Origin of the sequence: Bradyrhizobium tropiciagri, assembly GCF_018130545.1 — a bacterium.
Classification (GTDB): domain Bacteria; phylum Pseudomonadota; class Alphaproteobacteria; order Rhizobiales; family Xanthobacteraceae; genus Bradyrhizobium; species Bradyrhizobium tropiciagri_A.
Genome location: NZ_JAFCKF010000002.1, coordinates 1,079,328 through 1,105,515, shown reverse-complemented (window position 1 = coordinate 1,105,515; position 26,188 = coordinate 1,079,328). Strand labels below are relative to the sequence as shown.

General features: G+C 64.9%; 25 protein-coding genes. 15 read left to right on the top strand and 10 right to left on the bottom strand.

Features of this window, described 5'->3' with window-relative positions; all coding sequences use genetic code 11:
• Positions 1-97 precede the first annotated feature (97 nt).
• Positions 98-2,620 (top strand): outer membrane protein assembly factor BamA, encoded by a 2,523-nt coding sequence (gene bamA, locus JQ616_RS11895; RefSeq protein ID WP_212014511.1) that lies wholly within the window; start codon positions 98-100, stop codon positions 2,618-2,620.
• A 134-nt stretch (positions 2,621-2,754) separates the two neighbouring features.
• A complete protein-coding gene (locus JQ616_RS11890; protein ID WP_212014509.1) occupies positions 2,755-3,306 on the top strand; it encodes a carboxymuconolactone decarboxylase family protein in 552 nt (183 codons plus the stop codon).
• 8 nt (positions 3,307-3,314) lie between these two features.
• Here JQ616_RS11890 and JQ616_RS11885 read toward each other — a convergent pair whose 3' ends face one another.
• Positions 3,315-3,878: an AAA family ATPase gene (locus tag JQ616_RS11885; protein ID WP_212014507.1), complete on the bottom strand. Its 564-nt coding sequence runs from the start codon at positions 3,876-3,878 to the stop codon at positions 3,315-3,317.
• A 210-nt stretch (positions 3,879-4,088) separates the two neighbouring features.
• Between JQ616_RS11885 and JQ616_RS11880 the strand changes: the two genes are divergently transcribed.
• Both JQ616_RS11880 and JQ616_RS11875 read left to right on the top strand, forming a co-directional pair.
• Positions 4,089-5,255 carry a substrate-binding protein gene (locus JQ616_RS11880; RefSeq protein WP_212014505.1) on the top strand — a complete coding sequence of 389 codons (1,167 nt, stop codon included), beginning with the start codon at positions 4,089-4,091 and terminating at the stop codon, positions 5,253-5,255.
• 186 nt (positions 5,256-5,441) lie between these two features.
• Positions 5,442-6,419 (top strand): dienelactone hydrolase family protein, encoded by a 978-nt coding sequence (locus JQ616_RS11875; protein ID WP_212014503.1) that lies wholly within the window; start codon positions 5,442-5,444, stop codon positions 6,417-6,419.
• Between the two features lie 459 nt (positions 6,420-6,878).
• On the opposite strand, the gene JQ616_RS11870 is transcribed toward JQ616_RS11875, so the two are convergent.
• Together JQ616_RS11870 and JQ616_RS11865 are read right to left on the bottom strand one after the other, a co-directional pair.
• Positions 6,879-8,549 (bottom strand): putative bifunctional diguanylate cyclase/phosphodiesterase, encoded by a 1,671-nt coding sequence (locus JQ616_RS11870; RefSeq protein ID WP_212014502.1) that lies wholly within the window; start codon positions 8,547-8,549, stop codon positions 6,879-6,881.
• 145 nt (positions 8,550-8,694) lie between these two features.
• Positions 8,695-9,492 (bottom strand): aminoglycoside phosphotransferase family protein, encoded by a 798-nt coding sequence (locus tag JQ616_RS11865; RefSeq protein ID WP_249136625.1) that lies wholly within the window; start codon positions 9,490-9,492, stop codon positions 8,695-8,697.
• 187 nt (positions 9,493-9,679) lie between these two features.
• Here JQ616_RS11865 and JQ616_RS11860 point away from each other — a divergent pair, with 187 nt between their 5' ends.
• Positions 9,680-10,897: an MFS transporter gene (locus tag JQ616_RS11860; RefSeq protein ID WP_212014501.1), complete on the top strand. Its 1,218-nt coding sequence runs from the start codon at positions 9,680-9,682 to the stop codon at positions 10,895-10,897.
• A 30-nt stretch (positions 10,898-10,927) separates the two neighbouring features.
• Here JQ616_RS11860 and JQ616_RS11855 read toward each other — a convergent pair whose 3' ends face one another.
• Entirely contained in the window at positions 10,928-11,572 is a 645-nt protein-coding gene (locus JQ616_RS11855) for a Vgb family protein (RefSeq protein WP_212014500.1), read from the bottom strand.
• Between the two features lie 28 nt (positions 11,573-11,600).
• On the bottom strand, positions 11,601-12,821 hold the full coding sequence (locus JQ616_RS11850; RefSeq protein ID WP_212014499.1) for a helix-turn-helix domain-containing protein: 1,221 nt from the start codon (positions 12,819-12,821) through the stop codon (positions 11,601-11,603).
• Between the two features lie 89 nt (positions 12,822-12,910).
• Between JQ616_RS11850 and JQ616_RS11845 the strand changes: the two genes are divergently transcribed.
• On the top strand, positions 12,911-13,162 hold the full coding sequence (locus JQ616_RS11845) for a hypothetical protein (RefSeq protein ID WP_212014498.1): 252 nt from the start codon (positions 12,911-12,913) through the stop codon (positions 13,160-13,162).
• A 5-nt stretch (positions 13,163-13,167) separates the two neighbouring features.
• Here JQ616_RS11845 and JQ616_RS11840 read toward each other — a convergent pair whose 3' ends face one another.
• The gene (locus JQ616_RS11840) at positions 13,168-14,259 is read right to left on the bottom strand and encodes an adenylate/guanylate cyclase domain-containing protein (RefSeq protein WP_212014497.1); all 1,092 of its coding nucleotides are present in this window, start codon (positions 14,257-14,259) and stop codon (positions 13,168-13,170) included.
• Positions 14,260-14,335: 76 nt separating this feature from the next.
• Between JQ616_RS11840 and JQ616_RS11835 the strand changes: the two genes are divergently transcribed.
• Positions 14,336-14,788: an SRPBCC family protein gene (locus JQ616_RS11835; protein ID WP_212014495.1), complete on the top strand. Its 453-nt coding sequence runs from the start codon at positions 14,336-14,338 to the stop codon at positions 14,786-14,788.
• Between the two features lie 12 nt (positions 14,789-14,800).
• Here the strand turns inward: JQ616_RS11835 and JQ616_RS11830 are convergent, their stop codons facing one another.
• Positions 14,801-15,442, bottom strand: coding sequence for an HD domain-containing protein (locus tag JQ616_RS11830; protein ID WP_212014493.1), 642 nt, complete (start codon positions 15,440-15,442; stop codon positions 14,801-14,803).
• Between the two features lie 203 nt (positions 15,443-15,645).
• Here JQ616_RS11830 and JQ616_RS11825 point away from each other — a divergent pair, with 203 nt between their 5' ends.
• Together JQ616_RS11825 and JQ616_RS11820 are read left to right on the top strand one after the other, a co-directional pair.
• On the top strand, positions 15,646-16,611 hold the full coding sequence (locus tag JQ616_RS11825) for a GlxA family transcriptional regulator (protein WP_212014491.1): 966 nt from the start codon (positions 15,646-15,648) through the stop codon (positions 16,609-16,611).
• A gap of 72 nt (positions 16,612-16,683) precedes the next feature.
• Positions 16,684-17,253 carry a histidine phosphatase family protein gene (locus JQ616_RS11820; RefSeq protein WP_212014489.1) on the top strand — a complete coding sequence of 190 codons (570 nt, stop codon included), beginning with the start codon at positions 16,684-16,686 and terminating at the stop codon, positions 17,251-17,253.
• A gap of 21 nt (positions 17,254-17,274) precedes the next feature.
• Here the strand turns inward: JQ616_RS11820 and JQ616_RS11815 are convergent, their stop codons facing one another.
• Positions 17,275-17,628 carry an MmcQ/YjbR family DNA-binding protein gene (locus JQ616_RS11815; protein WP_212014487.1) on the bottom strand — a complete coding sequence of 118 codons (354 nt, stop codon included), beginning with the start codon at positions 17,626-17,628 and terminating at the stop codon, positions 17,275-17,277.
• Between the two features lie 188 nt (positions 17,629-17,816).
• On the opposite strand from JQ616_RS11815, the gene JQ616_RS11810 reads away from it, so the two are divergent.
• From JQ616_RS11810 to JQ616_RS11800, 3 genes are all read left to right on the top strand, one after another.
• Entirely contained in the window at positions 17,817-18,449 is a 633-nt protein-coding gene (locus tag JQ616_RS11810; protein ID WP_212014485.1) for a PadR family transcriptional regulator, read from the top strand.
• A gap of 26 nt (positions 18,450-18,475) precedes the next feature.
• Positions 18,476-19,120 (top strand): O-methyltransferase, encoded by a 645-nt coding sequence (locus JQ616_RS11805; RefSeq protein WP_212014483.1) that lies wholly within the window; start codon positions 18,476-18,478, stop codon positions 19,118-19,120.
• 125 nt (positions 19,121-19,245) lie between these two features.
• On the top strand, positions 19,246-19,944 hold the full coding sequence (locus JQ616_RS11800; protein WP_212014481.1) for a GNAT family N-acetyltransferase: 699 nt from the start codon (positions 19,246-19,248) through the stop codon (positions 19,942-19,944).
• Between the two features lie 5 nt (positions 19,945-19,949).
• On the opposite strand, the gene JQ616_RS11795 is transcribed toward JQ616_RS11800, so the two are convergent.
• Positions 19,950-21,863, bottom strand: a complete 1,914-nt coding sequence (locus tag JQ616_RS11795) for a right-handed parallel beta-helix repeat-containing protein (RefSeq protein WP_212014479.1) — start codon at positions 21,861-21,863, stop codon at positions 19,950-19,952.
• 259 nt (positions 21,864-22,122) lie between these two features.
• Here JQ616_RS11795 and hchA point away from each other — a divergent pair, with 259 nt between their 5' ends.
• Both hchA and JQ616_RS11785 read left to right on the top strand, forming a co-directional pair.
• Positions 22,123-22,998 (top strand): glyoxalase III HchA, encoded by an 876-nt coding sequence (hchA, locus tag JQ616_RS11790; RefSeq protein ID WP_212014477.1) that lies wholly within the window; start codon positions 22,123-22,125, stop codon positions 22,996-22,998.
• A gap of 144 nt (positions 22,999-23,142) precedes the next feature.
• Positions 23,143-23,847, top strand: a complete 705-nt coding sequence (locus JQ616_RS11785; RefSeq protein ID WP_212014475.1) for a PA1136 family autoinducer-binding transcriptional regulator — start codon at positions 23,143-23,145, stop codon at positions 23,845-23,847.
• 43 nt (positions 23,848-23,890) lie between these two features.
• Here the strand turns inward: JQ616_RS11785 and JQ616_RS11780 are convergent, their stop codons facing one another.
• Entirely contained in the window at positions 23,891-24,832 is a 942-nt protein-coding gene (locus JQ616_RS11780; RefSeq protein ID WP_212014473.1) for a LysR family transcriptional regulator, read from the bottom strand.
• A 97-nt stretch (positions 24,833-24,929) separates the two neighbouring features.
• On the opposite strand from JQ616_RS11780, the gene JQ616_RS11775 reads away from it, so the two are divergent.
• On the top strand, positions 24,930-26,153 hold the full coding sequence (locus JQ616_RS11775) for an MFS transporter (protein WP_212014471.1): 1,224 nt from the start codon (positions 24,930-24,932) through the stop codon (positions 26,151-26,153).
• Positions 26,154-26,188: the final 35 nt, after the last annotated feature.

The following is a 26,188-nucleotide window of genomic DNA, read 5'->3' as shown; positions in this document are numbered from 1 at the left end:
ACAGTCCCAAATCACTGGAAATAATCCCGCAATCCTGCAGCCACATCGCAGCCATCAGCATCCCGTCACAACGGGTGACTTGTTCGCGAGGTGTGGAATGAAGACGTGGCGGAGCCTTGTCGCGGCGATCGTGCTTACCGGCTTTTCGATCCCGGGCACGTCGGTGACATCGCTGGTGACTTGGCCGTTGGTGGCACCGGTGGCGGCCCAATCGGTTGATGCGATCACGATCGAAGGCAACCGGCGGGTCGAGGCGGAGACCGTCCGCTCCTATTTCAGGCCCGGGCCCGGCGGACATCTCGATCAGGCGGCCATCGACGACGCGCTCAAGGAGCTGGTCGGCACCGGCCTGTTCCAGGACGTCAAGATCAATCGCGTCGGCGGCCGGATCGTGGTCTCGGTGGTCGAGAACCCGGTGATCGACCGTGTCGCGTTCGAGGGCAACAAGAAGGTCAAGGACGAGCAGCTGTCGGCCGAGGTGCAGTCGAAGCCGCGGGGCACGCTGTCACGGCCGATGGTGCAGTCGGATGCGCTGCGGATCGCGGAGATCTACCGCCACTCCGGCCGCTACGATGTGCGCGTCACGCCCGAGATCATCGAGCGCTCGAACAACCGTGTCGATCTCGTCTTCACCGTCGACGAGGGCGCCAAGACCGGCATCAAGACCATCGAGTTCATGGGGAACAACGCCTTCTCCACGGCGCGCCTGAAGGACGTGATCAAGACCCACGAGACCAACTTCCTGAGCTTCCTCGGCAACGCCAACATCTACGATCCCGACCGTGTCGAGGCCGACCGCGACCTGATCCGGCGCTTCTATCTGAAGCACGGCTATGCGGACGTGCAGGTGGTGGCTGCGCTCGCCGAATACGACCCGGAGCACAAGGGCTTTCAGGTGACATTCAAGATCGAGGAGGGGCAGCAGTACCGTGTTGGCACCGTGAGCTTCCAGTCCGCCATTGCGGGCTTCGATCCGAACAGCCTGCGGTCGCTCTCGCGCGTCAGCGTCGGTTCGCTCTACAACGCCGAGGCAATCGAGAAGTCGGTGGAGGAGATGCAGATCGAGACCTCGCGCCGTGGCTATTCGTTCGCGGTGGTCCGTCCGGACGGCAACCGGAATTTCGAGTCCCATACGGTAGGGATCGTGTTCCATGTAGACGAGGGGCCGCACACCTATATCGAGCGGATCGACATCCGCGGCAACGGCCGCACCCGCGACTACGTGATCCGGCGCGAGTTCGACCTTTCGGAGGGCGATGCCTATAATCGCGCGCTGGTCGATCGTGCCGAGCGGCGGCTGAAGAATCTCGACTACTTCAAGACGGTCAAGATCACCACCGAGCCCGGCTCATCGAGCGATCGCGTGATCCTGGTCGTCGATCTGGAGGAGAAGTCGACCGGCGACTTCTCCGTCTCGGGCGGCTATTCCACGACCGACGGTCCGCTCGCCGAGGTCAGCATCTCCGAACGCAATCTGCTCGGCCGTGGCCTGTTTGCGAAGGCGTCGGTCAGCTATGGCGAATACTCGCGCGGCTTGACGCTGTCCTTTGTCGAACCCTATCTGCTCGACTATCGCATAGCGCTCGGGCTCGACGCCTATTACAAGGAGCAGTTGCCGACGGCCTACACGACCTATGGCGTGAAGACGATCGGGTTCTCGCCGCGGCTCGGCCTTGCCTTACGCGAGGATTTGACGCTCCAGCTGCGCTATTCGCTCTATCAGCAGGAAGTCTCGCTCGCGAGTGCCTATGATAATTGTAACAACAATGCCGCCAACTCCTTGCTCGCGTTCAATCCAACGCCCGCCTACATCCAGAGTGTGCTCCACGGCGTCGATCCCACGAATTCGGTCTCATCGGGGCTCTATGGGTATGGTTGCTACGGCGACGGCGAAGCCACTTTGCCCGTGCGTGAGGAGCTGGCTCAGGGCGCAACCTGGACCTCGGCGGTCGGCTATACGTTGAGCTATAACACGCTCGACAACAACAAGAACCCGACCGACGGCTTGCTGATCGACTTCAAGCAGGATTTCGCCGGCGTCGGCGGCGACGTGACCTATCTGAAGAGCGCGGTCGACGCCAAATATTACACGCCGTTGGTGTCCGACCTGATCGGTCTGATCCATCTGCAGGGCGGCCTGCTCAGCAAGGTTGGAAACAATGATCTGCGCATGCTCGACAATTTCCAGATGGGGCCGAACCTGGTGCGCGGCTTTGCCACCGGCGGTATCGGACCGCGCGACATCACCTATGCGGGCTTTGGCGCGGTCGGCGATGCGCTCGGCGGCACCAAATATTGGGGCGCGTCGATGGAGCTGCAGATGCCGTTCTGGTTCCTGCCTTCCGAGGTCGGGCTGAAGGGTGCGGTCTATGCGGACGCCGGCTCGCTGTGGGACTACCAGGGCCCGACCTCGTGGGCCGCGACGGGTGAGGTGAATACGGCCGCCTGCAAATGCGGTCTCCAATACGACGACGAGAACGTGGTGCGGACCTCGGTCGGCGTCGGCCTGATCTGGGCCTCGCCATTCGGCCCGCTACGCTTCGATTATGCGGTGCCGATCACCAAGGGCAAATACGACATCGTGCAGGAGTTCAGGTTTGGCGGCGGGACGTCGTTCTAGCAGGCGATGGCTTCGCCTGCACCGTCGCGGGCGGCAGCGATCCGGCGTGATACTTGCCATGCCGTCGGGCGGCTTGCGGTATCGAGCGAAGCGGGGCAGGCTGCATCGGTTCAATTCCGATCCGAGGCAAGATCATGTCACGCGTGTCTATCAAGACCAGGAACGACCTGCCGGGCGAGCTCAGGCCGCTGTGGGACAAGATGACGACCTATGGCGCGTTCGAGAACCAGGCCGGCGTCATGGCCCAGCGTCCGCCAATCTTCAAGCACATGTGGTCGCTGTTGGTCGATCTTGCCGACGAGGCGGTGATTTCGAAGCGGCATCTCGAGCTCGCCCTGGTGACGGTGTCGCTGTTGAACAAATGCGATTACTGCGTGTCGCATCATGCGCCGAAACTCGCGATCCAGGGCGTCTCGGAGGCGGGCGCCGAGCGGTTGCTCGACTATCAGGATCACCCCGAGCTCGACGCGCTCGACAAGCTCGTGGTCGAATATGCGATCGCCGTTACCAACAACTGGAACAGGACCCGCGACGAGGTCTTCGCACGCTTGCGTGAGCATTTCTCGGAAGCGCAGATCGTCGAGCTGACCTGGCGGATCGCGCTGTGCGGCGCCTTCAATCGCTTCAATGACATCCTGCAGCTGGACGTCGAGCAGGGCGTTCCGCATCGCGAGGCCGCGGAGTGACAGCCTGATCAGGCTGTCGATGCGGTGCCGCCGAGCGTCGCCAGCACGAAATCGGCCCGCGCGTACGGCGGTATTTTCGGCAGGACGACGAGATCGTAGTCGAGCGTCGGCAGCGTTTCCATCAGCCGCTGATACTCAGTCGTTGCAGCCTCGAAACCGTGCCGTCGCTCGGCGTCGGTGACGTAAATCTCCGGCCACGGCGGCGTCATGAACACGCGCCGGTGGTAGCGATGGTCGAAGCAGGTCGGGCGCAGCACCCGCTCGCCGGTCAATGCCTCCAGGGCCGACACCGCGTCGACGAGGCCGCGGTCGAAGAACACCCAGCCGGAATGAGCCCTGGCCATCTCCCTGTCCGTCAGGGCGACGTCAACCACGCGCCGCAAGAAAGCTGCAGCATCGATCCAGGGCAGTGCCTTGCCACCGGATGCGAGCTCCTCGGCGACAATGCGGCGGCCGGGCTCTTCGACGATCGGATAGCCGCGCGCGTGCAATTCGGCCAGCAAGGTCGATTTCCCGCCACCAGAGCAGCCGGAAATCAGGACGAAGCGGTTTTGCAAATGGCGTCCTTTCATTGGTCATGACGGATTGTGAGTCGGCACTCAGCGGATGCGGTTGCCCGATTAGACTGAAATCTTGGGAGGAGGGCGCGGAGCAGTCTCGACGCGCGAGGTCAGCATAGCTCCGAATGTGACGCAAATGGGGGCGTGTTTGACGAAATCTTCAGTGCCGCTCCGATAGGATCGATCAAGCACGATTGCATCCTGCTCGAAGGGAAGACGCATATGGCATCACGCTCGATCACCTGGATGTCCTTCGCGCTGTTGGTCTATGGCGCGCTGCTTCAGCCTTCGCGCGCAGCCGAATCCGCCGCACCGATCCGCGTCGGCGCGGTGCTGCCGTTTTCCGGTGGCGTCGAGCTGTACGGGCAGCAGGCCAGGCTTGGGCTCGATCTGGCCGCCAAGGATATCAACGCGGCCGGCGGCATTCTCGGCCGGCCGGTCGAGATCGTCTATGCCGATGACAAGACGCGGCCGGAGGCGGCCACGGAGGCGATGCGCGCACTGGTCGAAAAAGAAGGCGTGCTGGCCGTCGTCGGCCCGATCACATCGCGCAATCTGAATGCGCTGGTGCCGCTGGCCGAGAGTTCGAAGACCCCGCTGCTCTACGCCACCAATTACGAGGGCGGCAAATGCAGCCGTTATCTGTTTTCGTTAGGCGCAGTGCCGAACCAGGAGCTGGGCCAGCTGTTGCCCTACATGACGCAGACCTTCGGCAATACCTACTTCCTGCTCGGCGCCGACCGAGTCTGGCCGCATCAGATGTTCGGCATCGCGCAGCCGCTGATCGAGCAGCTCGGCGGCAAGGTGGTCGAGACGAAGTATACGCTGGGGACCGAGACAGACTTCTCGCCGCTGATCAAGGAGATCGCGGCGAGCAAGGCCAAGGTGCTGCTGTTCGCGTTGAAGGGCGACGGGATGGATTTCATCCGACAGGCCGACGAGGCCGGATTGCTGAAGGACATTACCGTCGCTTTCCTTGGATTGTCGGAGGTCGATCTCGGTATCTTCCGTGGCAAGGGCCAGAATATGGTTACGGTGGTGCCTGCGGTCGCAGCGAGCGAGGACTCCGCCGTCAAGGCGTTTGTCACCAAAGCGCGCGCCGCGGCAGGTCCCGGCGTCGCGGTGTCGAACTACGTGATGACGCATTACAACACACTGATCGCGCTGAAGGCCGCGGCTGAAAAGGCCGGCAAGCTCGACAAGGAGGCCATCATCGACGCGATGGCCGGCCTCACCATTCCGTCTCCGACCGGCCCGGTGACGCTCGCTCAGGATCACCACACGGCGATGAACATGTTCATCGCCAAGACCCAAGGCGCAGAACTGGTGCAGGTCCGCGCGCTCGGCGAGATCGCGCCGCAGCCCGGATGCAGTCTGGCCGGCCGCTGACAGGAGGTGAGGGCGCGTACTCATAATCCGGGACGCCCGCCTTCAGGGGCGAAGCTGACAAGCGACTGGACGTCAGGGATATCGCCGAGTGACCCAAGGCGGTTGTTTGCTCTCCACTCCCTGCAGGAACGGTACTATAGTCGAGCTACGGTAACTCCCTAAGTGAGCAGACACGGGAGGCCAGGCATGCGCCAGGTCGCTGCAATCGCGATACTGATCAGTGTCTTATCATCCGCCTACGCTGCGGAGATTGAAACCAGGGATTTCGCTGCCCGAACCGAGCTGCGGCCCATCCAGACATTGACGCTCACCGACGAGCAATTTCTTAAGGGCGACAACAACGGCAAGCCCACGACACTCGTCGGTCAACTTCGCATCGCCCAAGGAGCAGGCCGCCTGCCGGTCGTCGTGCTCCAGCATGGCTCCGGCGGCTTCGCGCCCAACATCGAGTACTGGTCGCGAGAACTCAACGCGATCGGTATTTCAACCTTTGCTCTCGACGGCCTCTCGGGTCGCGATCTTACCGAGGTGAACAGCAACCAAGCCTTGCTCGGCCGCCTGAATTTCATCCTCGATATCTACCGCGCGCTCGACGTTCTCGCGGTGCATCCTCGCGTCGACCCGCAACGCATCGCTCTGATGGGCTTTTCGCGGGGCGGTCAGGCCACGCTCTATGCCAGCCTGAAGCGGTTTCATCAGATGTGGAATAAGTCCGGTGTCGATCTTGCGGCGTATCTGCCGTTCTACCCGGATTGCATGACGACCTTCGTCGGCGATACTGATGTCGCGGACCGGCCAATCCGTATCTTCGGCGGCACGCTTGATGACTACAATCCGATCTCAGCCTGCAAGAGTTACGTCGAACGGTTGAAGGCATCGGGTCATGACGTGGAACTGACCGAATATCCAAATGCGTCGCATGCTTTCGACAATCCGCTGGGTGCCCAGCCCGCGGCGATTTCACCGACCTACGAGAGCGTGCGCAACTGTAGAATTCTGGAAGGACCCGGCGGAGTTCTTGTCAATGTCGCGACCAAGCAACCATTTACCTACAAGGATGCTTGCGTCGCTCATGGACCACACCTCGGCCACGACCCCGCTGCAACCGAAGCGGCCACCCGCGCCGTCAAGACGTTCTTGAAAGCGACGTTCAAGCTCGATTGACCATACCCGTAGGCTGAAGCGCACAATTCGTACCTTGCGACTTGCAGTTCTGGCCCATGCCGGACAGCCCGTAAGACCATCCGGAACGTCGGCTCTCCGACGTGAACCGGAAGTCCTCTAGCCTCGTCTATCGGCTGCTATTGACCCATCGCAGACATCCGTTGGCGCCAAACCTGAACCCGACCCGATATGTACCAAGGGTAGATGGATTGGTGGTGCAAACGCCATAGGTCCGGTTAAACTGATCGCCATGCCGGAATTTGGCAGCTACCTAACGAAGCGAAATTGACGGCCTTCACGGTTGGCGCGCAGCTTGCCATAAGGGCGGGCCTCTCGGCGGGCCTGTCGCTGGGCTTCGCAACCGCCTTGCATATGAAACATCCGCTCTTCGCGATGATCGCCGCGATCATCGTAACGGATCTGTCTCCCTCGCGTAGTAGACCGGGGGGCTGAACCGATTCAGGCGGCTGAGTTCAGCGGCGGCTTGTCGAGCCATGCCAGCAGTTCGTCAAAGGGGGCCGGCCTGTGCACCGCGTAACCTTGGGCATAATCGCAACCCCATTCTTTCAACAATGCCAGCGTCGTCTCATCTTCAACACCCTCGGCGACGCTCTCGAGATTTAACGACCGTGCCAGTTCCAGAACGGTGCGCACGATCTTCTGGTCGGTCTGATCAGAGGCCAGACCGCGCACAAATGCCTGATCAATCTTGAGTGCACTGACGGGAAGCTTTTTCAAATAGGCCAACGATGAATGGCCCGTGCCAAAATCATCTATCGATACGCGATAACCGAGATCGCGAAGCCTCCGCATAAGGTCGACACAGTAGTCGAAGTCATCCATGACGGCACTTTCCGTGACTTCCAGTTCGACCTGCTGGGGCGCGATAGAATGCTGCGTGACCGTCTCGTGAAGGGTTTTGAGCAGTGAACGTTCATGCAGATTGTGCACGGAAAGATTGATCGCTACGCCAAATGAATGCCCTCGGGCGCGCCATGCCGCTTGATCCGTCAGGGCCGCACCGATCACCCATTTGGTCAGATCGTCGATCAGCGGCGTTTTCTCCGCCTGCGGAATGAAGGCGCCCGGTGGAATGAAGCCGCGTGTCGGGTGGCGCCATCTCAATAGCGCCTCGGTGCCGGCGATTCGACCGGTTGCCAGCCGGAGTTTCGCCTGATGCCACACCGCGAACTCCTTGTTGGCGAGGGCGGTGGAAATCATGCCGAGCAATTCCAGAGTCTCGCGGCTGCTGGCGTCGGCGTGGGTATCATAGAGGACAAAGGGAAGATTTCGCGTTGCCGCGGCGTGCATCGCGATCTTTGATTTTTGCAGAAGCTCATCGAACGTCCTGCCATGAGCGGGAAAGGTGGCCGCGCCGAACGCAAAGTCGACGTAAACGGGCACTTCATCGACTTGATAGGGCGAGCGAATGCTGGCTTCGATCTTCGCGCGCAGCGCTCGTGCTTCCGCAATGGCGTCAAAAGCCACGGCGAGGCGATCGCGCTGAATCAGGCCGATCGCGAGGTTCGCCGGAACGATCCTTCGTGCCCGCGCGTACACCTGCTGAAGCAGTTTCTCGGTGAAGCGAGCGCCGAACGTGTTCTGGATGTCGAGCATGTTCTTGATCTGCGCCACGACCAGCACACGCTCAGGGGGCACGAGCTTGCACTCGATTGCTTGCCGCTGCAGCCTTGCAAAGCCGGCCTGATTGAGCAGACCCGTACTCGGGTCATGTTCTGTGAGCCAGTCGAGCCGGTTCAACTGCCGGCGCAGGGCGCTTGCACCGATGCCGACAATCCCGCCGATCAGGCAGAAGAACGCAGCGCGGAGCAGCCAGTTGACCAGCTGCTGAGCCTCGCCGTCGAGGACGTCCAAAGGCATGAAGGGGCCGAGCAGGAGCCCGGAAACCACGCCGGCAACGAGTCCGCCGGCGGCTCCGAACACCAGCGCGGAGAGGATAATGGGCAGATACATGATGTGCAGGGTGGCGAACTGCGCTCCACCGCTAAAATAGACGAGCCACGTACCGCCTAGAATGCCGAGCGACACAAGGGCGAGGACCAGCATCCGGACCGTCGCGGATGGTGCGCAGAACGCTGCGTGAGCCTGATCGAGGAGCCTCGAATACATCTGCGCTCCGGTGCAATTCTCACCGGGCAAGACTGTGATCCGTTCCGCGTTTGCGCAGGGTTACGAAGGATGGTTACCACCCTTCGTAGGAGATCCTTCAAATTTGACGCGGGAGCGCGCTCCGGCTCGCGCGCGACCAAGCAATTCAGCCTTCCGCGCGCAGGGCCTCCTCGATGCGCTGGATCAGCTGCTGCCGCAGGTCCGGCATGGCCCCGCTGAGCAGCAGGAAGACGCGGACGATCGGCAAATAGGGCTGCATCGCCGCCGTCAGCGCCGCTGGGGTGATGCCGGCCAGCCGCGCATACTCCGCCTGCAGAACCGAATTGACCGTGGCCCGCTCCGGAGCGTCGGCGCATTCCGGGTCAAGCTCGGCAATCAGGACATGGCACTGCGCAATCTCGTAGGCGGCAGGTGCACGAGCCGCGCCGAGCCAGTCGATCAGTCTCGGACCCTGCGCCGTCATGATCACGTTGCCGGGGTGAAGATCGGAATGGCACAGCACGTCATCGGGCGCGAGGTGCTCGATCAGCGCGAGGACGCCGGTGGTGATGCGTTCCGGAAGCACGCTGCCGACGAACCGCAATCTGGCCTCCATCGCCTCACGCAGCGAGAGTGCGTCCGGCGGCGGTCGCGTCTTGTGAACGGCAAGGCAGAGTGTCGCAAGGATTGCGCCGGCTTGTTCGCGCGTGATGGCGCCGGTACGCGTCGCCTGCAACAGGGTCGGCCCATCGAACCGCGGCAGTACGATGCCGAAGCGGCCGTCCAGGGTGACTTCGCCGAGCACCTCCGGCGCTGGGCCGCCGGCGGCGAAGACCGCGCGGGTGATCTGCGTCTCGTGCTGGACGACCCAGTGCGGGATACCTGGCTTGGACAGCTTGACGACCTGACCGGGCGCCCAGGCGTGGACATCAGCGAAGATGTCCGCGCCGATCTTCTCTCCCAACCATCCCCGCATGCCCGTTCTCCGCCGTGCAGAGGAAACACCGGCGGCGAGCAAAAAGGAACCCCTCCGGGTAGCGACCGCGGCCTCTGCCAGGCTTGAAAAAAGTAAGCTATTGCGGTCGTCCGTTGTCGGTTCCAGTCCGGTCCGTTCGTCTTCCAGCCAGAGCGGACGGCATGGGAGTTCCGGAATGAGCAACTCGACCTATCGCTGGGTGATCGTCGCGGCGGGGGGCCTGCTTGGCTGTGTCGCGATCGGCGGCATGTTCTCGCTGCCGGTATTCCTGCAGCCGATGGCGCGGGAGACCGGCTGGTCGGTGACCGGGATCTCCAGCGCGATGACGATCGGTTTCCTCGCGATGGCCTTCACCAGCATGATCTGGGGAACGCTGTCGGACCGGTTTGGGCCGCTCCCGGTGGTGCTGACCGGATCGATCGTGCTGGCGGCAAGCCTTGCGCTGGCAAGCCAGGCGACTTCGCTGCTGGCCTTTCAGTTCGTGTTCGGCGGGCTGGTCGGCGCGGCCACGGCGGCGATCTTCGCCCCGATGATGGCCAGTGTCACCGGCTGGTTCGACACCCACCGCAGTCTTGCCGTGTCGCTGGTGTCGGCCGGCATGGGCATGGCGCCGATGACGATGTCGCCGCTCGCGGCCTGGCTGATCTCCCACCACGACTGGCGGACTGCGATGCTGATCGTCTCGGGCGTGGTCGGTGCCATCATGATCCCGGTGTCGTTGCTGGTGCGGCGGCCGCCGGCGCTGCAAGGCGACGCGCCCGAAGCGGTCTCCGTGAACGGCGAGCCGCCGATGTCTTTGGCGCAGGCGCTGCGCTCGCCGCAATTCCTGATCCTGATCACGACCAATTTCTTCTGCTGCGCCACCCATTCGGGACCGATCATCCACACGGTGAGTTACGCGGTCACCTGCGGCATTCCGCTGGTCGCTGCAGTCACGATCTACAGCGTCGAAGGGCTCGCCGGCATGGGCGGCCGCATCGCCTTCGGCCTGCTCGGTGACCGTTTCGGCGCCAAGCGCGTGCTGGTGCTCGGCCTGCTGGCGCAGGCATTCGGCGCGCTCGGCTATGTCTTCGTGCGCGAGCTAGCCGCGTTCTACGCGGTCGCAGCGATCTTCGGTTTCATCTATGCCGGCACCATGCCGCTGTATTCGGTGCTGATCCGCGAGAATTTTCCGTTGCGCATGATGGGCACCGTGATCGGCGGCACCGCGATGGCCGGCAGCCTCGGCATGGCCACCGGACCGCTCGCCGGCGGCCTGATCTACGACACCTTTGCGAGCTATACGTGGCTCTATGTCGGCTCCTGGGCCACCGGCCTCGGCGCATTCCTGATCATGATGACCTTCCGGCCGATGGCATCGGCGCGGCCCACCGCGGTGCCCGCGCCAGCGTGAGTTTCACTGCGCGTGCAGCGATTGATCGCTTCACGCGCGGCTGCGCTTCGGCCGTCGGATGGCGCGCACCTTGTTGTTGGTCGAGCCGCTGCCGCAGAAGAAGCGGTCCTTGCCGTCGGATTCGAGCCCGGAGACGAATGTGCCCTTCGGCATCTCCAGCCGCTCCATGACTTCACCGGTCTTTGGATCGATCCGTCTGACGTCGCTCTGATCCTCCTCCCAGGTGCCGTGCCAGAGTTCGCCATCGACCCAGGAGACGCCGGTGACGAAGCGGTTGCTTTCGATGGTGCGCATGACCTTGCCGGTGTCCGGATCGACCTGAACGATGGTGCGGTCGCGATACTGGCCGACCCACAGCGAGCCTTCCGCCCAGGCGAGGCCGGAGTCGCGGCCGCCGCCGGGCGCGGGGATGGTGGAGATCACGCGTCCGCTGCTCGGCTCGATCTTCAGGATGCGGTCTTCGGCGATCTGATAGAGATGCTTGCCGTCGAAGGCGGTGCCGGCATGGGCCGCGATGTCGAGGGTGCGGGTGGTGTTGCCGCTGTCGGGATCGAACGCGACCAGCCGGCCACCGGCCGCGAACCAGACCTGCTCGCCGTCGAAGCTGACGCCGCCGACGCTCTCGACGCCCTCGAAGGCATATTCCCGGATGATCTCGGCTTCGGACTTCTTCATGCTCGACTCCTGTAATCTCAGCCCGATGCTAGCCGTTCGGCAGCGGGGCAGGGAGTAACAACGTCGTCGTGAATCCCGGCACCGGAGGCGTCATCCAGCGCCGGGCCCGGGCGCGGCCGACCGACTGCACCTTGCCGGTGGCGGCCAACGCGTCGAGCGCGCGCTGCACGGTGCGCTGGCTGGCGCCGAGCGCGACCGACAGCGCCGAACTCGACCAGGCCTCGCCGTCGGCGAGGAAGGCCAGGACCGCCGCGTGCTCCTCCTCGACCGGCAGCGCCAGCACGCTGACCTCGCGGCGGCCGCGCGGCTCCAGCACGAAGCCGTCGGGCGTGGCGCTGAGATCGGCAAGCGGCCGCAGCGCCCGGCGCAGCCGCCCGATCTCGACCCGCAGCCGCGCCCGGTGCGATTCATCGGCGTGCTTGCCGCGAAAGGCGCGCGCGATCAGCGCGCTGCGCGACACGTCCTGCGGCCAGGCTTCGCCCAGTGCGCGGGCGAGCGCGAACAGCACCGGCCGCCGGTTCAGAGAGATAGTCGTGCTGATATCACGCACCGCAAAGCGGCAGGCATCGACGACAAGCGCCTTCGACGCCATCAACGCTTCGACTTCCTCGAGCAGCAGCGGCCGCTCGCTGCCGCGTGCAATCAAACGTGCCGCCGGCGTGGCGAGCAGACGCGCGGTGCTTTCGACCTCGGCCGCAAGCTCTGCGATGCCGGCGCGGCGCGCGGCGTCCCTGGCCCGTGCCAGCGCTTCGCGTGCCGGTTTGGTGCGTAGCCGCCGCATCGCGATCCCGGCGACGACCAGCTCATGGCCGACGCGCAGCGCCGGCGGGAAGGGCGCCGGATCGAGGTCGCCAAGCATCCGCTCGGCAGCATCGAGGCTCCCGATCAGGAGCAGGCGACGGATTTCGAGATAGCCGGCGTGCGCGGCGTTGAGCGCATCGCCGCGCGCCGCGAGCGTCGCGCGTGCCGTGGCGAGGCTCTTTGAGGTAAAGGAGAGGTCGCGCGACACCAGCGCGATCTCAGCCTCGGCCACCACGCAACGCGCCCGCGCGATGGCTTCCCGTGGACCGAAGGCACGGCCGGCGCGCCGCAGCAGCTCCTTGGCGCGGGCGAAATCGCCGAGCCTTGCCATTGCGATGCCGCGCAGTGCCAGCGCCGGCGCATCGTCGCGCAAGGCCACCCGTTTCAGTGCGCCGAGGGGATCACCGGCCGCAAGCGCGCGCGCCGCAGCTGTAATCAGCGAGTCCATTCGAATCCCGACACACTTGTCACTCTCGCCCTCCGAGGCCCGGTCCTAACCTAGCACATGACGACATGGATCATCTCCAGAGAGATCGAATGATGAGCGGTATCGAAACACGTGACGATTGGTTGAAGGGCAGGCTGGGCGGGCGTGGTTCGACGGTGGCGCGCTGGCTGTCGCTGGCTGCGGCGCCGACCTTCGCGGTGATGGCGCTCGCCGCCGCGCTGGCGCCGGCCGACATGATCTGCGGCGCCATGCAGGGGCCGTTGTCATTGCAGGGGATGGTCCCGATGTATGCGCTGATGAGCGCATTCCATCTGTCGCCTTGGCTGCGGCTGTTCCGATGACCGGCTCACCCCTCCAGCAGAGTGAAGACCGCGCAGGGCCGCGCGATGCCGCGCAGCTCATGGGTGCCGAGCGCGACCAGCGGCGTCTCGGTCTCGGCCGCAACGGCCTCCGAGACCAGCACACTCTGCTCCAGCGGTTTGCACAGGCCCTCCAGCCGGCTGACCAGATTGACTGCTGCGCCGATCGCGGTGAAGTCAAGCCGGTCGGCCGCGCCGATATTGCCCCAGTGCACCTCGCCGAGATGCAGCGCCGCGCCGAACGGCAGCGGCGGCAAACCCTGCTTGCGCCGCTCGATGTCGAGATGCGCCATGCCGACGCGCGCTGCCGCCACGGCGCGCAATGCCGCCTCGCATGCGCTGCGTGCGCTGGCGGTGACCGGAAAGATCGCGAGCAGGCCGTCGCCGATGAATTTCAGCACTTCGCCGCCGAAGGCGTGGATCGCGCCGGCGATGCGGTCGAACCAGGCATCGAGTGCCGCGATCACCTCGGCAGGCGGATGGCTTTCGGAGAGCGCGGTGAAGCCGCGCAGATCGGCAAACAGCAGCGCGGCGCGGATGGTTTCGCCGGTGTTGCGCCGCAAGGGCGAAGCCAGCACGCGCGCCGCGCTGCGCCGGCCGAGATAGGCCTCCAGCGCCGCCGTCAAGGTCGCGCGCGCCGCGAGCGCGGCGAGCGGTGCGGCCATGAAGCGCGCCGCCTCGCGCAACCGATCCGCCTCGGCGGGCGTGAAGGGATGTGTCCCGATCCAGCTCAGCGTCGGACCATCCGGTCGCGTTCCGATCGTGTCCTCGTGGATCGGGCCGGGCGCGAGACCATTGAGCCAGCGCCGGCCGGCATCGCCGGACCCCACCATCTCGGGCATCGCGAAGGGTTGTTCCGGCGCAAACCCGAGCGCCTCGATGACCTCGCCATTCTCGGCGCGCCACAGCCAGGTGCGCCGTGCGATCAGCGGGTGCGGAACTTCGAGCGTCAGCGCGCCGCCGGCAAGCGGCAGGCCATCCGTGATAAGGTGGCTTCCGAGGTCCGCCAGCAACCGATTGGCGCCTGCGGTCTCGGCTGCGGCGTCGACCAGCCAGCTCAGTGTCGAGGACAATTGCATCACCCCATCATGGGGTTGACGCACCACCCTTGTCACGAATTATCCCGAAACCTGACTGCCCATGGAGGATAGACCGATGACCGAAGCCTTCATCGTCCAACGCGAGATGCAGATCGCAGCCCCGCCCGCAACCGTGTTCGCGTTCCTGACCGATCCGCAGAAGATCGTGAGCTGGATGGGGCTCGAGGCCGAGACCGAATTGCACCCCGGCGGACTCTATTTGCTCAAGGGTCTCGGCGACGACCGCGGCCGCGCCGCGCGCGGTGCGTTCCGCGAGGTGGTGCCTGTGCATCGTCTTGCCTACAGCTTCGGCTGGGAGGGCGGCGCGGAAGTGCCGCCGGGATCCAGCCTGATCGAGATCGACCTGATCGACAAGGACAGCGGCACGCTGCTTCGGATGACCCACAGCGGCCTGCCGAACGCTGAGCAGTGCGCGGCCCATGACAAGGGCTGGGCCCACTACATGGGACGGCTCTCGCTCGCGGCCGCCGGCCGGGATCCCGGGCCCGACCGCGGTCCGCACGCCTGAGGTCGCTTGACCTCATGTCGGCCATTTCGAACCGAGGATGATCGAGCAGAAGTTCGTCCTGACATAGTTCATGTCCTTCAGCGCCAGCACGTCGGCCTTGACGTTGCCGAAGGTGGTGTGCGGCTTCTTGATGGTGCCGCCTGCGAAATGATCGATGATGTTCTCCTTGAAGTTCGCTTCGCGCGGATGGTGCGCGCAGACATGGTCGCGGTGCTCATGCGAGAAATCGTCATAGGCGATGCCGAGCACGTCCATCTCGACGCCGGCGGTGACCAGCGCGACGGTCGGACGCATATGCTCGGGAATGCCGGGCGTGGTGTGCAGGGCGATCGAAGCCCAGACGTCCTCGATGTCGCGTTCGGCGACGCCGTAGCCCCTGAGGAAGTCGCGCGCGGCATTGGCGCCGTCGACCTCGAAGCGCAGATCCGGGCTCGCATGCGCTGACGTGAGGCCCATGTCGTGAAACATGGCGCCGATATAGAGCAGCTCCGGATCGAACTTCAGCTTGCGGCGGTTGCCGGTCAGGGCGCCCCAGAAGAACACGCGGCGGCTGTGATTGTAGAGCAAATCGTCCTCGGTCTCGCGCACCAGCTGGGTTGCGGCGCGGGCCATGGCGCTGTCGGGCACCCGGATGCCGGCGATGATCTCGGTCATTTCAAGACGCTCCTCGATGTGGCAAGACGAGGCGGTGGCGTGCGATCACGCGGGCGGCGTTCGTCTCTGCGGTGTATGCCGATCGCTTGGTGACGTGATCCGCGGTGTCTTTGTCGCTGGTTTGGGCCCGATCTCGCAACGATCGTGCGCCGCCGGATCGGGCCAACGAGACGTCGTTTCGCGCCAGCGGGCAGGGAGAGGGCATGGCGGTTCAGAAGGTCGCGGTCGCGATTCACGAAGGGGTTCAGGCGCTCGACGTCGCCGGTCCCGTCGACGTGTTCGCGGAGACCAACGGTTTTGTGCCCGCGGGCAGCGGCTATGAGACCGTGCTGGTCGGCGCCAGCCGCGCACCGCTGCGCGCGTCGAACGGCATGAGGATTGCGGCCGACCTCAGCTTCGACGAGGCGAGCGAGCGGTTCGATATTCTGCTGGTCGCCGGAGGGCCCGCATTGCCCGACGCCGATCCCGATCCCGAACTGACGCGTTGGCTGCGCGGGGCGCCGGAGCGTGCCGACTTGTACGGCTCGATCTGCACCGGTGCCTTTGCGCTCGGCCATGCCGGGCTGCTCGACGGCCACAAGGTGACGACGCATTGGCAGAACGCGCAGCTTCTGGCGGCGCGCTTTCCGGCCGCGGACGTCATCCCCGACCGGATCTATATCCGCGACGGCAGGCTGATGACCTCGGCCGGCGTGACCGCGGGAATCGATCTTGGATTGGCGCTGGTCGCCGAGCGTCACGGGCCGGAGGTCGCGGTCGCGGTGGCGAAGCGGCTGGTCGTGGTGGCGCAGCGCCAGGGCGGGCAGTCGCAGTTCAGCCCCTATCTCACCGCGCCGGTCGACGAGGCCTCGCCGATTGCGCGCGCGCAGGCGCATGTCATGCAGCATGTTGGCGAGCGCCATACGCTGCAATCGCTGGCCGAGGCCGTCGGCATGAGCGTGCGCAATTTCGGCCGCGCCTTCGCGCAGGAGACCGGCATCACGCCACACGAATTCGTCGAGCGGGCGCGGGTCGATGCCGCGCGCCGGCTGCTCGAGGGCAGTGATCGGCCACTGAAAGCGGTTGCGTTCGACTGCGGCTTCGGTTCGGCCGACCGGATGCGCATCGTGTTCACCGAGCGGCTCGGCGTCTCGCCGGCGCAGTACCGGTCGAGTTTTCGCAAATTGTGATGCGGTTCATCAACCGCAGGCTGTATCGGAGCTAGCATCACTCCGCCCAACATCTGCCCCGGAGAGGCCGCCATGGACGCGCTAACGCTCTTCATCATCCGTCATGCCGAGAAGCCGGACGACGGCTGGCCGGGGCCTGGCTTCACCGCGGACGGTGTGTCCGATACCGAGTCGCTCGTGCTGCGCGGCTGGCAGCGCGCCGGTGCATGGGCGGCGCTGTTCGGCACCGATCTCACCGGCGGCGACTATGCCAAGCCCGACGCGATCTATGCGGCGACGCCGGGCACCAAGCCCAATCAGCCGCCGTCGAGCCGTCCCGCCGAGACGATCTCGGCACTCGCCGCGCGCTGCCACCTGAAACCAAACGAAGGCTTTGCCAAGGGGCAAGAACCGGCGCTGATGAAGGCCGTGCTGGCGTCGAAGGGTGTCGCGCTGCTGTGCTGGGAGCACAAGACGATCATCTCCGATATCCTGCCGCTGATCCCGGTCAGCAAGGGCACGCCGCCGACCAAATGGGAGGGCAGCCGGTTCGACGTCGTGCTGCGCTTCGAGCGCGCCAGGGGCGATGACAAGTTCGCCTTCAAGGAGCTGTTTCCGAAATTGCTGTCGGGCGATTCCGACAAGCCGCTGGGCAGCAGCTGAACCGCGCGGCGGCCGCGTCGATCAGTCGAAGCCGAGCGCCTTGCGCGACTTCCGCGTCAGCTTCGCGGCGATCAGCGCGTGCGCCTGATCCAGATAGGCCCTGAGCTCGGCGTCGGGCAGGGCGTCATTCCGCACAAGCTGCACCCACGTGGCGCGGGCCAGATACGGCGCGGGCCGAGCCAGGCCCTGCTCGATCAAGAGCTGATAGGCCATGGTCGAGGTCTTGAACATGAAGCCGCCGGTGCTCTCGATGTAGCCGCCGGCCAGCGCGAACATCTTGCCGCCGACCTTGAACACCGACGTGCCTTCCCATTGCACCACCTTGGTGGCGGCGGGCAGGCGCAGGCAATGGGCTTCAAAGGTTTTGGGGCGCATGAGTCGGACAGACTGGAAAGATTTCAAAGCCATAAGCCGGCAGCGCTGCCGTCGACAAGCCCAGGGGTAGGGACATCGACCTCGGCTGCTTGGTTGCGGCTTCGTCCCCGAGGCCTCACGGAAATGTGGGTTGCGGTCTTCCGATCTATAGATATATCGTAAGATATATTTTTAGTAAGGAATGACCAATGAGAAAATCAAGGTTTCATGACCGGGACGGCGACGGCTTCCGGTTCGGGTTCTTCGCCATGGGCCGGCACGGCCGGGGCGGCCATCGCTTTGGCCGCGGCGGTCATGGCTTCTTCGGCCGGGGTGGCGGCGGCGACTTTCCGGGATCGCGGCGGCTCTCGTCGCAGGACCTGCAACTCGTGATCCTGGCGCTGCTCGGCGAGCAGCCGGCCCACGGCTACGAGCTGATCAAGAAAATCGAGGAGCGGTCGGACGGCTTCTACAGCCCGAGTCCGGGCGTGATCTATCCGGCGCTGACCTTCCTCGAGGAGATCGGCCACGCCAGCGTGACCCAGGACGCGGCGCGCAAGCTCTACAGCATCACCGAGCAGGGCAAGGCGCATCTCGCCGAGAACCGCGCCACTGCCGACAGCATTCTCGATGCGCTGTCGCGGATCGGCCGTCGCATGGAGGAGGTGCGCGAAGCCTTCGCCGGCGTCAGCGATCTCGATAGCGAGGCGTCCGACGATATTCACCGCGCCCGTCACGCGCTGAAGAGCGCGCTGCGCCAGAAACGCGGCTGCGATGCCGCCGAGGCGCGACGGATCGCAAAGATCCTCGACCGCGCGGCAGCTGAAATCCTGCAGCAATGACGCAGTCGCAGCAGAGGAAACCCTTCATGTACAATGCTGAACCGCACAGCGCGATCACTGACGCCCGCGTCACGGCCGTCATCGAGCGGCTGCAGGCCACGCGCCGCGCGCCGGTGCGCGGCAACCCGATGCAGAGCGGTAGCCGCGATCCGCACGACTATGCCGAGCAGGGATTCTCGATCCACCCGGAGCAGGGCGAATTGATCTACCTGTTGTGCCGCGGCCTGGGCGCCAAACGTGTCGCCGAGTTCGCGACATCGGTCGGCATGTCGACGCTCTATTTCGCCGCCGCGATGCGCGACAATGGCGGCGGCACGGTGATCGGCTCGGAGATCGTGCCGGCCAAGGTCGCGGCCGCCAAACGCAACCTTGCCGACGCTGGCCTGGCGGATTACGCCGAGATCCGCGAGGGCGATGCACGCAAGACGCTGCGCGATCTCGGTGGTCCTGTCGACTTCATCCTGATCGACGGCTGGCCGGGCGACAAGGGAGCGACGCTGGCGCGCCAGGTGATTGAGATCGTCGCGCCGCAGCTTCGCGTCGGCGGTTATGTCATGAACGACAATGCCGAGGCGGATTTCCTGGAGTTCGTCCGCGATCCCAAGAATGGCTTCGTGTCGATCACGCTGCCGCTGAAGGGCGGCACCGAACTCTGCCTGAAAGTGGCGTAGGGGCCGTCCGGTCCAACGAGAAGAAATCCAGCTGGCGTGATTGTGAGCCGCAGCCACATCACGCCACGCTGGATTTTGTCGGCGCTTCTTGCTCTGCTCCGAAAAAATCAGGAGCGAAGCGCCGCATGTCCGAAGTTCCGCCACGCCATCCGCTTGATCGTCCAATCTGGAGCGCGCTGACCACACGGCAGCGCGACCTGGCGGAAGGCGACACCGACGCCCGGCGCTTCCCGCTCGCGATCGCGCCCTTTGCCGACATGGTCGACATGTCGCCGCAGAGCTTTGCCGCGCTCGGTGCGCTGCTGTCGAGGCCTGACATCGCGGTGCTGTTCACGCCCGATCCGGTCGCCGTGCCATCGGAGTTCAAGGTGCTGCTGGCCGAGACCGGCGAGCAGATGATCGGGATGCCTGCGGACTATTCCGCGCCCGGCGTCGAGATCGTCAGGCTCGGCGAAGCCGACGTTCCCGCGATGATGGCGCTGACGGCACTGACAAAACCCGGACCGTTCAGCACGCGGACGCATGAGCTCGGCAATTTCTTCGGCATTCGCATCGGCGATGAGCTGGTCGCAATGGCCGGGGAACGCATGAAGCCGGGGAACTACACCGAGATGACCGCGGTCTGCGTGCATCCGGATCACCGCGGCCGCGGCTATGCGCAGGCGCTGCTATCGGCGGTCGGCCGCCAGATCGTGGCGCGCGGCGAAATTCCGTTCCTGCATGTCTTCACCAGCAACGTCTCGGCGATCGCGCTCTACCGCCGCCAGGGCATGGCGATCCGCCGCCGTCTGCACATCACGGTGTTGCAGAAGCAGGGCGTGTAACCGGCTCAGGCCAGCCGGTTGCCGGCGAGATGCACCGTGCGCTTGTCGCAGCTCGGATCGATCGCGACGGCATTCGTCGCGATCTTGCCCCGTGCGGCGACGTTGTTGCTGATCTCGATGTTCCGGGCGCGGCCGACGAAGATCGCGCTGGCCGGCTTGATGTGGAAGAAATCGCCGGTCCCGAACGCGTTGCCGCGTACAAAAGTCTGGCCGATCACATTGCCGGCGATCTTGGCACCGTCGGCATTGCTGACGAAGATCGCGTAGATGTAGGAATCGTCGATGTGATTGCCTTCGATGATGACACGCCGGTTCTCGAAATTGGCCTGAAATCCCTTGGCGCCTTCCGGTGCCACCATGCCGACATAGATCGCGCTGAGCGTTCCGCTGCCGCTGGTCAGCTCATTGGCGCCGTTGACGCAGTGGCTGAAGCGGTTGTTGCGGAACACGAGGTTGTCGGCAAATCCGGACTCCGACCAGAAGCCGATATCGCTGCCTGCCTGCAGGGCTACGCCGGTCGAGAAGGTGAACTGGCAGTTCTCGACGATGGCGTTCGGCCCCTTCATCAGCACACGGCCGCAGGCGTGGAAGTTACAGCGCAGCACGGTGGCGCCGGAGCCGATGTGGGTCAGTGAGGTGATGGCATCGCCGGTGTTGAGCGGCAGGTCCTGCTGCAGCACGACCTCATAGACGAGGTCCGGTTGGGTGGTCGGGCTCCGGTTCTTCCAGAGCTGGGCGATCTTCGCTTTCAGCTCCGGCGCGTGGCGCTTGGTCAATTGCGCGACCTTGCCGCGGCCGAGCGAGCGAAAGGTCGCGTGGTCGCAGCTCTCGATGTCGTCGCCGGCCGCAAGGCCGATGTCCCATTTCGGGCTGAGCAGGAACCGTCGCGCTGCGGTCTTCGCCACGACGTAATAGTAGAAGCCGTGCACATTGATGGCATCGTCGGAGGTGTTGGCGAAACTGCAATCCTCCAGGGTCGGACCGCGCGTGACCGCGGTGAAATGCGAGCCGTCGGAGTTGGTCGAGATCAGCCGGTCGGTCGCGGCGCCCTTTGGTCGCGGGCCGGGAACGACCGAAACCTTTTGCAGCATCATCGAGCCGTCGCCGCCGTTCTCGATGATGCCCATGCCTGGCGAGGCCAAGAGCTTCAGGTCGATCAGGCTGGTGGCGACGCTGGAGTCCACGGCGATGGCCTGCGCGCCGCTATTTGCGATGGTGACGACATCGCCGACCGCGATCGGCAGCTGGCTCGGGAAACGATCGTTCGCACTCCAGTGCAGATGCACCTTGATGAGGCCGTCGCTGACGCGCGCGGCATGGGCCGGCGAGAGGAAATCCCTGGCGCCGGTCTTCAGCGACCGGTTGTGGCGGTCCATCACCTTGAAGAAGCCGTCCGTGAAGGTGGCGAGCAGCGCGGCATCATCGGGATAGCCGGGGTCGACCTTCACCGTGATGTCGACCGCCTGCTTGTCGAAGGCAGTGATCGTCCCTTGCGTAAAGGGCAACGGGTCGTAGTCGATGGTGAGATCGCGAACGGTGAGGCGGTTGCAGCTGGAGATCACCAGGGTTCCGCTGCGCGTCGTGTTGATCAGCTGTGCGCCATTGCCATTGAGCTCGAAGCCGTGCAACTGCCGGAACGTGAGCGGCCGCTTGATCCGGTAGCTTGCGTTCTTCTCCAGATTGAGGACGATGTGAGTGGGGCCCGCCTTGCTTGCGTCAGCCGCGGCCTTGGCGATCGCAGCCAGCGCCTTGGCGAAAGCCGCGTCGGCATCGTCGCCGGATGCGGCGGTGAACGTTGCCATGTCGAAGGTCGCGGCTCCGGTGGTCGGAGCCGGTTCGGCACGGCCTTCGGCACGAAGCAGCGGGGTCGCCACAAAGAACGAGGCGAGCGTGAGCGCTCGCCGGCGGCTGATCGGCATGGTGCACGGCTCCTTGCGAGACCGCGATCGGTCGCGCGCATGATCGGTCGACCAAGATGAATTGGAGCCAAACGGCGGGGAGGTGAGGCAGGGGCTCTCGACGTTGTGATGAATATCGTCGCCTCCTTTCCCTCAAGCTGCATCGGACCGGCATCAGGTTCGTCCATCTCGTGGGCCATTGAGGGAAATCCCTCATTCGTGATTTCGCGCATCGTGCTTACCTTTTCCGGACCGCAACACGATGAGAGAGGATATCTCGATGTCCGAGCAATCCCAGGACAAGCGCCCCGTAGCCGATCCGGCGGAGAACAACGCCTTCTTTCCGTCGCCTTACTCGCTTGGGCAATTCACCTCGGCCAAGTCGGATCTCTCCGGCGCGGATTATCCCAACGCCTACAAGGGCGGCCGCTGGAAGATCCTGATGATTGCCGCGGACGAGCGCTATCTGCTGTTGCAGAACGGCACGATGTTCTCGACCGGCAACCATCCGGTCGAAACCTTGTTGCCGATGTATCACCTCGACAAGGCCGGCTTCGAATTCGACATCGCGACCGTGTCGGGCAACCCGGTCAAATTTGAGCTCTGGGCATTCCCGAAGGAGGACGACGCGGTCAAGAGCATCTACCAGAAGTATCTCGGCAGGCTGAAGCAGCCGCTCAAGCTCTCGGACGTGATCGAAACCAAGCTCGGCAAGGATTCCGACTATATCGCGGTGTTCATTCCGGGCGGCCATGGCGCGCTGATCGGCCTTCCCGAAAGCCTCGACGTGAAGGCGACCCTTAAATGGGCGCTCGACAACGACAAGCACATCATCTCGCTCTGCCATGGTCCAGCGGCGCTGTTGGCGTCCGCGGTCGGCGAAGCCAAGGGCGACTATCCCTTCAAGGGCTACAAGATCTGCGCATTCCCCGACGCCATCGATCGGACCACGCCTGATATCGGCTACATGCCGGGCGCGCTGACCTGGGCGTTCGGCGAACAGCTGCAGGCACTCGGCGTCGAGATCCTGAACAAGGACATCACCGGCAAGACGCATCAGGATCGCAAGCTGATCACCGGGGACAGTCCGTTCGCCGCCAACAATGTCGGCAAGGCGGCCGCAAAGGCTTTGCTCGATACGCTCGGCGGGCGTTGAGGACAAAAGGCAGCCAAAGCCCGTGGCAGCGCGGCGAACTCCGCTACGCCGCCTGGCGGCTTGCAGGTCCGTCCGGGTTGGGGGAAACTCCTCAACGCGCCGGGTCACGAACGGCCGGGTCTGCCGAAACTCGATGACATCAGCATGGACCGTTACATCGAAGCCGTGGTTGCGATCGAGGGCAGTGAGAGCTTGGCTGCGATTCAGTCAATTGTGCGGTCGTCGGTCGTGCCACTTGGCTACGACCGGTTCGTGATGTTCTCGGCGTCGCCGGCACGCGAGGACCTGGTTGAGAGCATCTACTGGGTCGAAGGCGACTGGTTCGGCAAGGGCGTGACGGTCGATGCCGAGACCTACGTCCGGCATTGCCCGGTGACGCGCAATTTCCTCAATGTCGATGAGTCATTTTTCTGGACCAAGGTGATGTCGGCGCGCGGCGAGAAATACCGTGTGGTGCGTTCGCCGCGCGGACCGGGTTTCCACGGGCTGCAGGTTCCGGTGTTCGGGCGAACCGGGCTTGAAGGCGCGATGAGCTTCGCCGGGACGCGGATCGACGCGTCGGCGCCGACGCGCGCGGTGCTGACGATGATCGGCACCTCGGCCTTTCGCGCCGCGCGCCGGCTGATGGAAGCGCGTCAGTCGAACGGTGCGTCGAGCCTGTCGCCGCGCGAGCGCGAGGTGCTGCGCTGGATTGCAGCCGGACGGCGGCAAGCCGACATCGCGGCGTCGCTGGGGCTGTCGGAGCGGACGGTCGAGAACCATTTGCGGCGGGCGCGACTTCGGCTGGGTGTTGCCACGACGGCGCAAGCCATCCGGCTCGCGATCCGCAGCGGCGAGATCGAGGATTGAAGCGCTTACGAGCGATCTCCAGCTGGAGCGGGCGGGCAGCGGCTTAGCGTTTCTTTGCGGCCGTCGCCGTGATCTTCGGTGTGTGTTTGCGCGCGGCGATCCGCGTCAGCGCATCCGCAAATGCGCGTGCGGCAGGGCCGAGCGGCTCGTCGAGTCGGTGCGCGAGATAAGCTTCCATCGCGAGTGCCGCGTTGCGGCCGAGCGCGCCGGTTTCAACCCGCACCAGGCGGCGCTCCCTGAGGTCACGCGCCACCTGCCAGAGCGGCAGCCGGCCCCAGCCGAGTCCCGCCAGGATCATGGCGTGCTTGGTGTCCTGATTGTTGACCCTGCAAATCTGCGGCGACAGCACGCCGAAGCTGCGGCCCTCCGACAGCGGCGTCGGATCCGACAGCACGATCTGCAGATGATCGGCGAGGTCGGCGACGCTCTTGCGGCCGCGGCGTGCGAGCGGATGGTTTGCGGAGGCGACCGCGACCATCTGCACGGCGCAGATCGCCTCGAGCGCAACGCGAGGATCGCGAAAGTCTTCGCCGACCGTGACGGCGAGCGCGCTGCGGCGTTCGGTCAGGGCGGCGATCGGGCCGCCCATCGGTTCGACCGCAAGCCGTACGCTGACCGACGGATAGGCCGCCCGCATCTCCGCGAGCGCCGCGCCGATGGCTGCGATCGGAAACAGCGTGTCGACGACCAGCGCGAGCTCCGGCTCGACACCGTCGCCGAGGCCGTGCGCCCGTGCCCGCATCGCATCGACCCGGAGCAGGAGGTCGCGCGCGTTGCCGAGCAGTGCCTTGCCTTCGGCCGTGAGCGCCGGACGATGGGTGGAGCGGTCGAACAGCATGAGGCCGAGCTCGGCCTCGAGATTGGCAACGGCATGGCTGACCGCGGATTGCACCCGCGCCAGTTTGGTCGCCGCCGCGCGAAAGCTGCCGCTCTCGGCGATGGCGACGAAGACCCGGATCTGATCGAGCGTGAGGTTATCGAGCATGATCTATGAAATCGATCAATTGGATGCAAAACATATCACTCCTATCGATGGCCCGGAAACGCTATTTGTCGTGAAGTGAGCAGGGGTGGGTGGACGCATGTCGATCGAGACGGCCGTGGGGCAGCAGGGCGAGGCGAAGCGATGGGCGACGGTCGCGATCGTGATGGGGTGCGGGATCGGCGCCGCCCTGCAGGTCGGCAAGGTGCCGATCGCCGCGTCGATGTTGCAGCAGAGTCTTGGCATTGATCTCGCCGCGGTCGGAACGGTCGCCGGCATCTTTGCGGTGCTGGGACTCGTCGGTAGCGTTCCGGCGGGTGTCGTGATCGCCGCGGTCGGCGCGCGAAGGGTGCTGCTGTGCGGCCTTGCCGCCATCACGCTCGGTGCGGCCTCGGGCGCGCTGGCGCCGCAGCTTGCGGTGCTGTTGGCGTCGCGGCTGGTGGAAGGGCTCGGCTTCCTGCTGGTGATGGTCGCAGCTCCCGCATTGCTCGATCGTGTCGTCGATGTCAGCGCGCGCGACGTCACCATGGCGGTGTGGAGTTGCGTGATGCCGTTCGGGATCGCGCTGGCGCTGGTCGCCGGCCCGATGTTCGGTAGCTGGCGCGCAATCTGGTGGGCCAGTGCCGCCTTTGCCGCCGCGCTGTTCGTCCTCGCCGGTATCTTCGTTCCGGGCGTGGCATCGCGGACTGGTCCGGCGCGGGCGGGGCTGTTGCAGGAGGCGACCGCGCTGGCGCGGCGGCGCACCCCGGCGCTTCTAATGGTGTTGTTTGCGCTCTATAGCCTGATGTTCTTTGCGCTGTTCAGCTTCCTCCCGATCCTCTTGACCGACCGGCTCGGCGTCTCCAGCCAGAGCGCCGGCGGGCTCAGTGCCCTGGCGGCGGCCGGCAACGTCGTCGGCAATCTCACCGCAGGCAAGCTGCTCGCGCGCGGCGTGAACCGCACCTTGCTGATCGCCGTCGCGGCATTGGTGATGGGGGCCTCCGCGCTCGGCATTTTCCTGCCGGTGCTCGGTGGGTGGGGTGCATTCTTCCTGTGCCTGCTGTTCTCCGCGACCGGCGGACTGATCCCGGCGACTTTGCTTGCAACGGCACCTGCGGCGGCGCGTTCGGCAGCAATGGTGCCGGTCATGATGGGTCTGTTGATGACCGGCAGCAATTTTGGTCAGGTGACGGGGCCGATCGCGGTCGGTGCGGTCGTGTCGGCATGGGGCTGGGGCGCGGCCTGCGTCTTGGTGGTTGCGGCGGCGATCCTTGCCGGCCTTGCGGCGTGGTTACTTGCCGGTGGCGATCACAACCGCGTAAGCGAAGCGAGGGACCCGGCTTGACGCCGCGCGTGCGGGGGTCGAAGGAGTGATCAGTC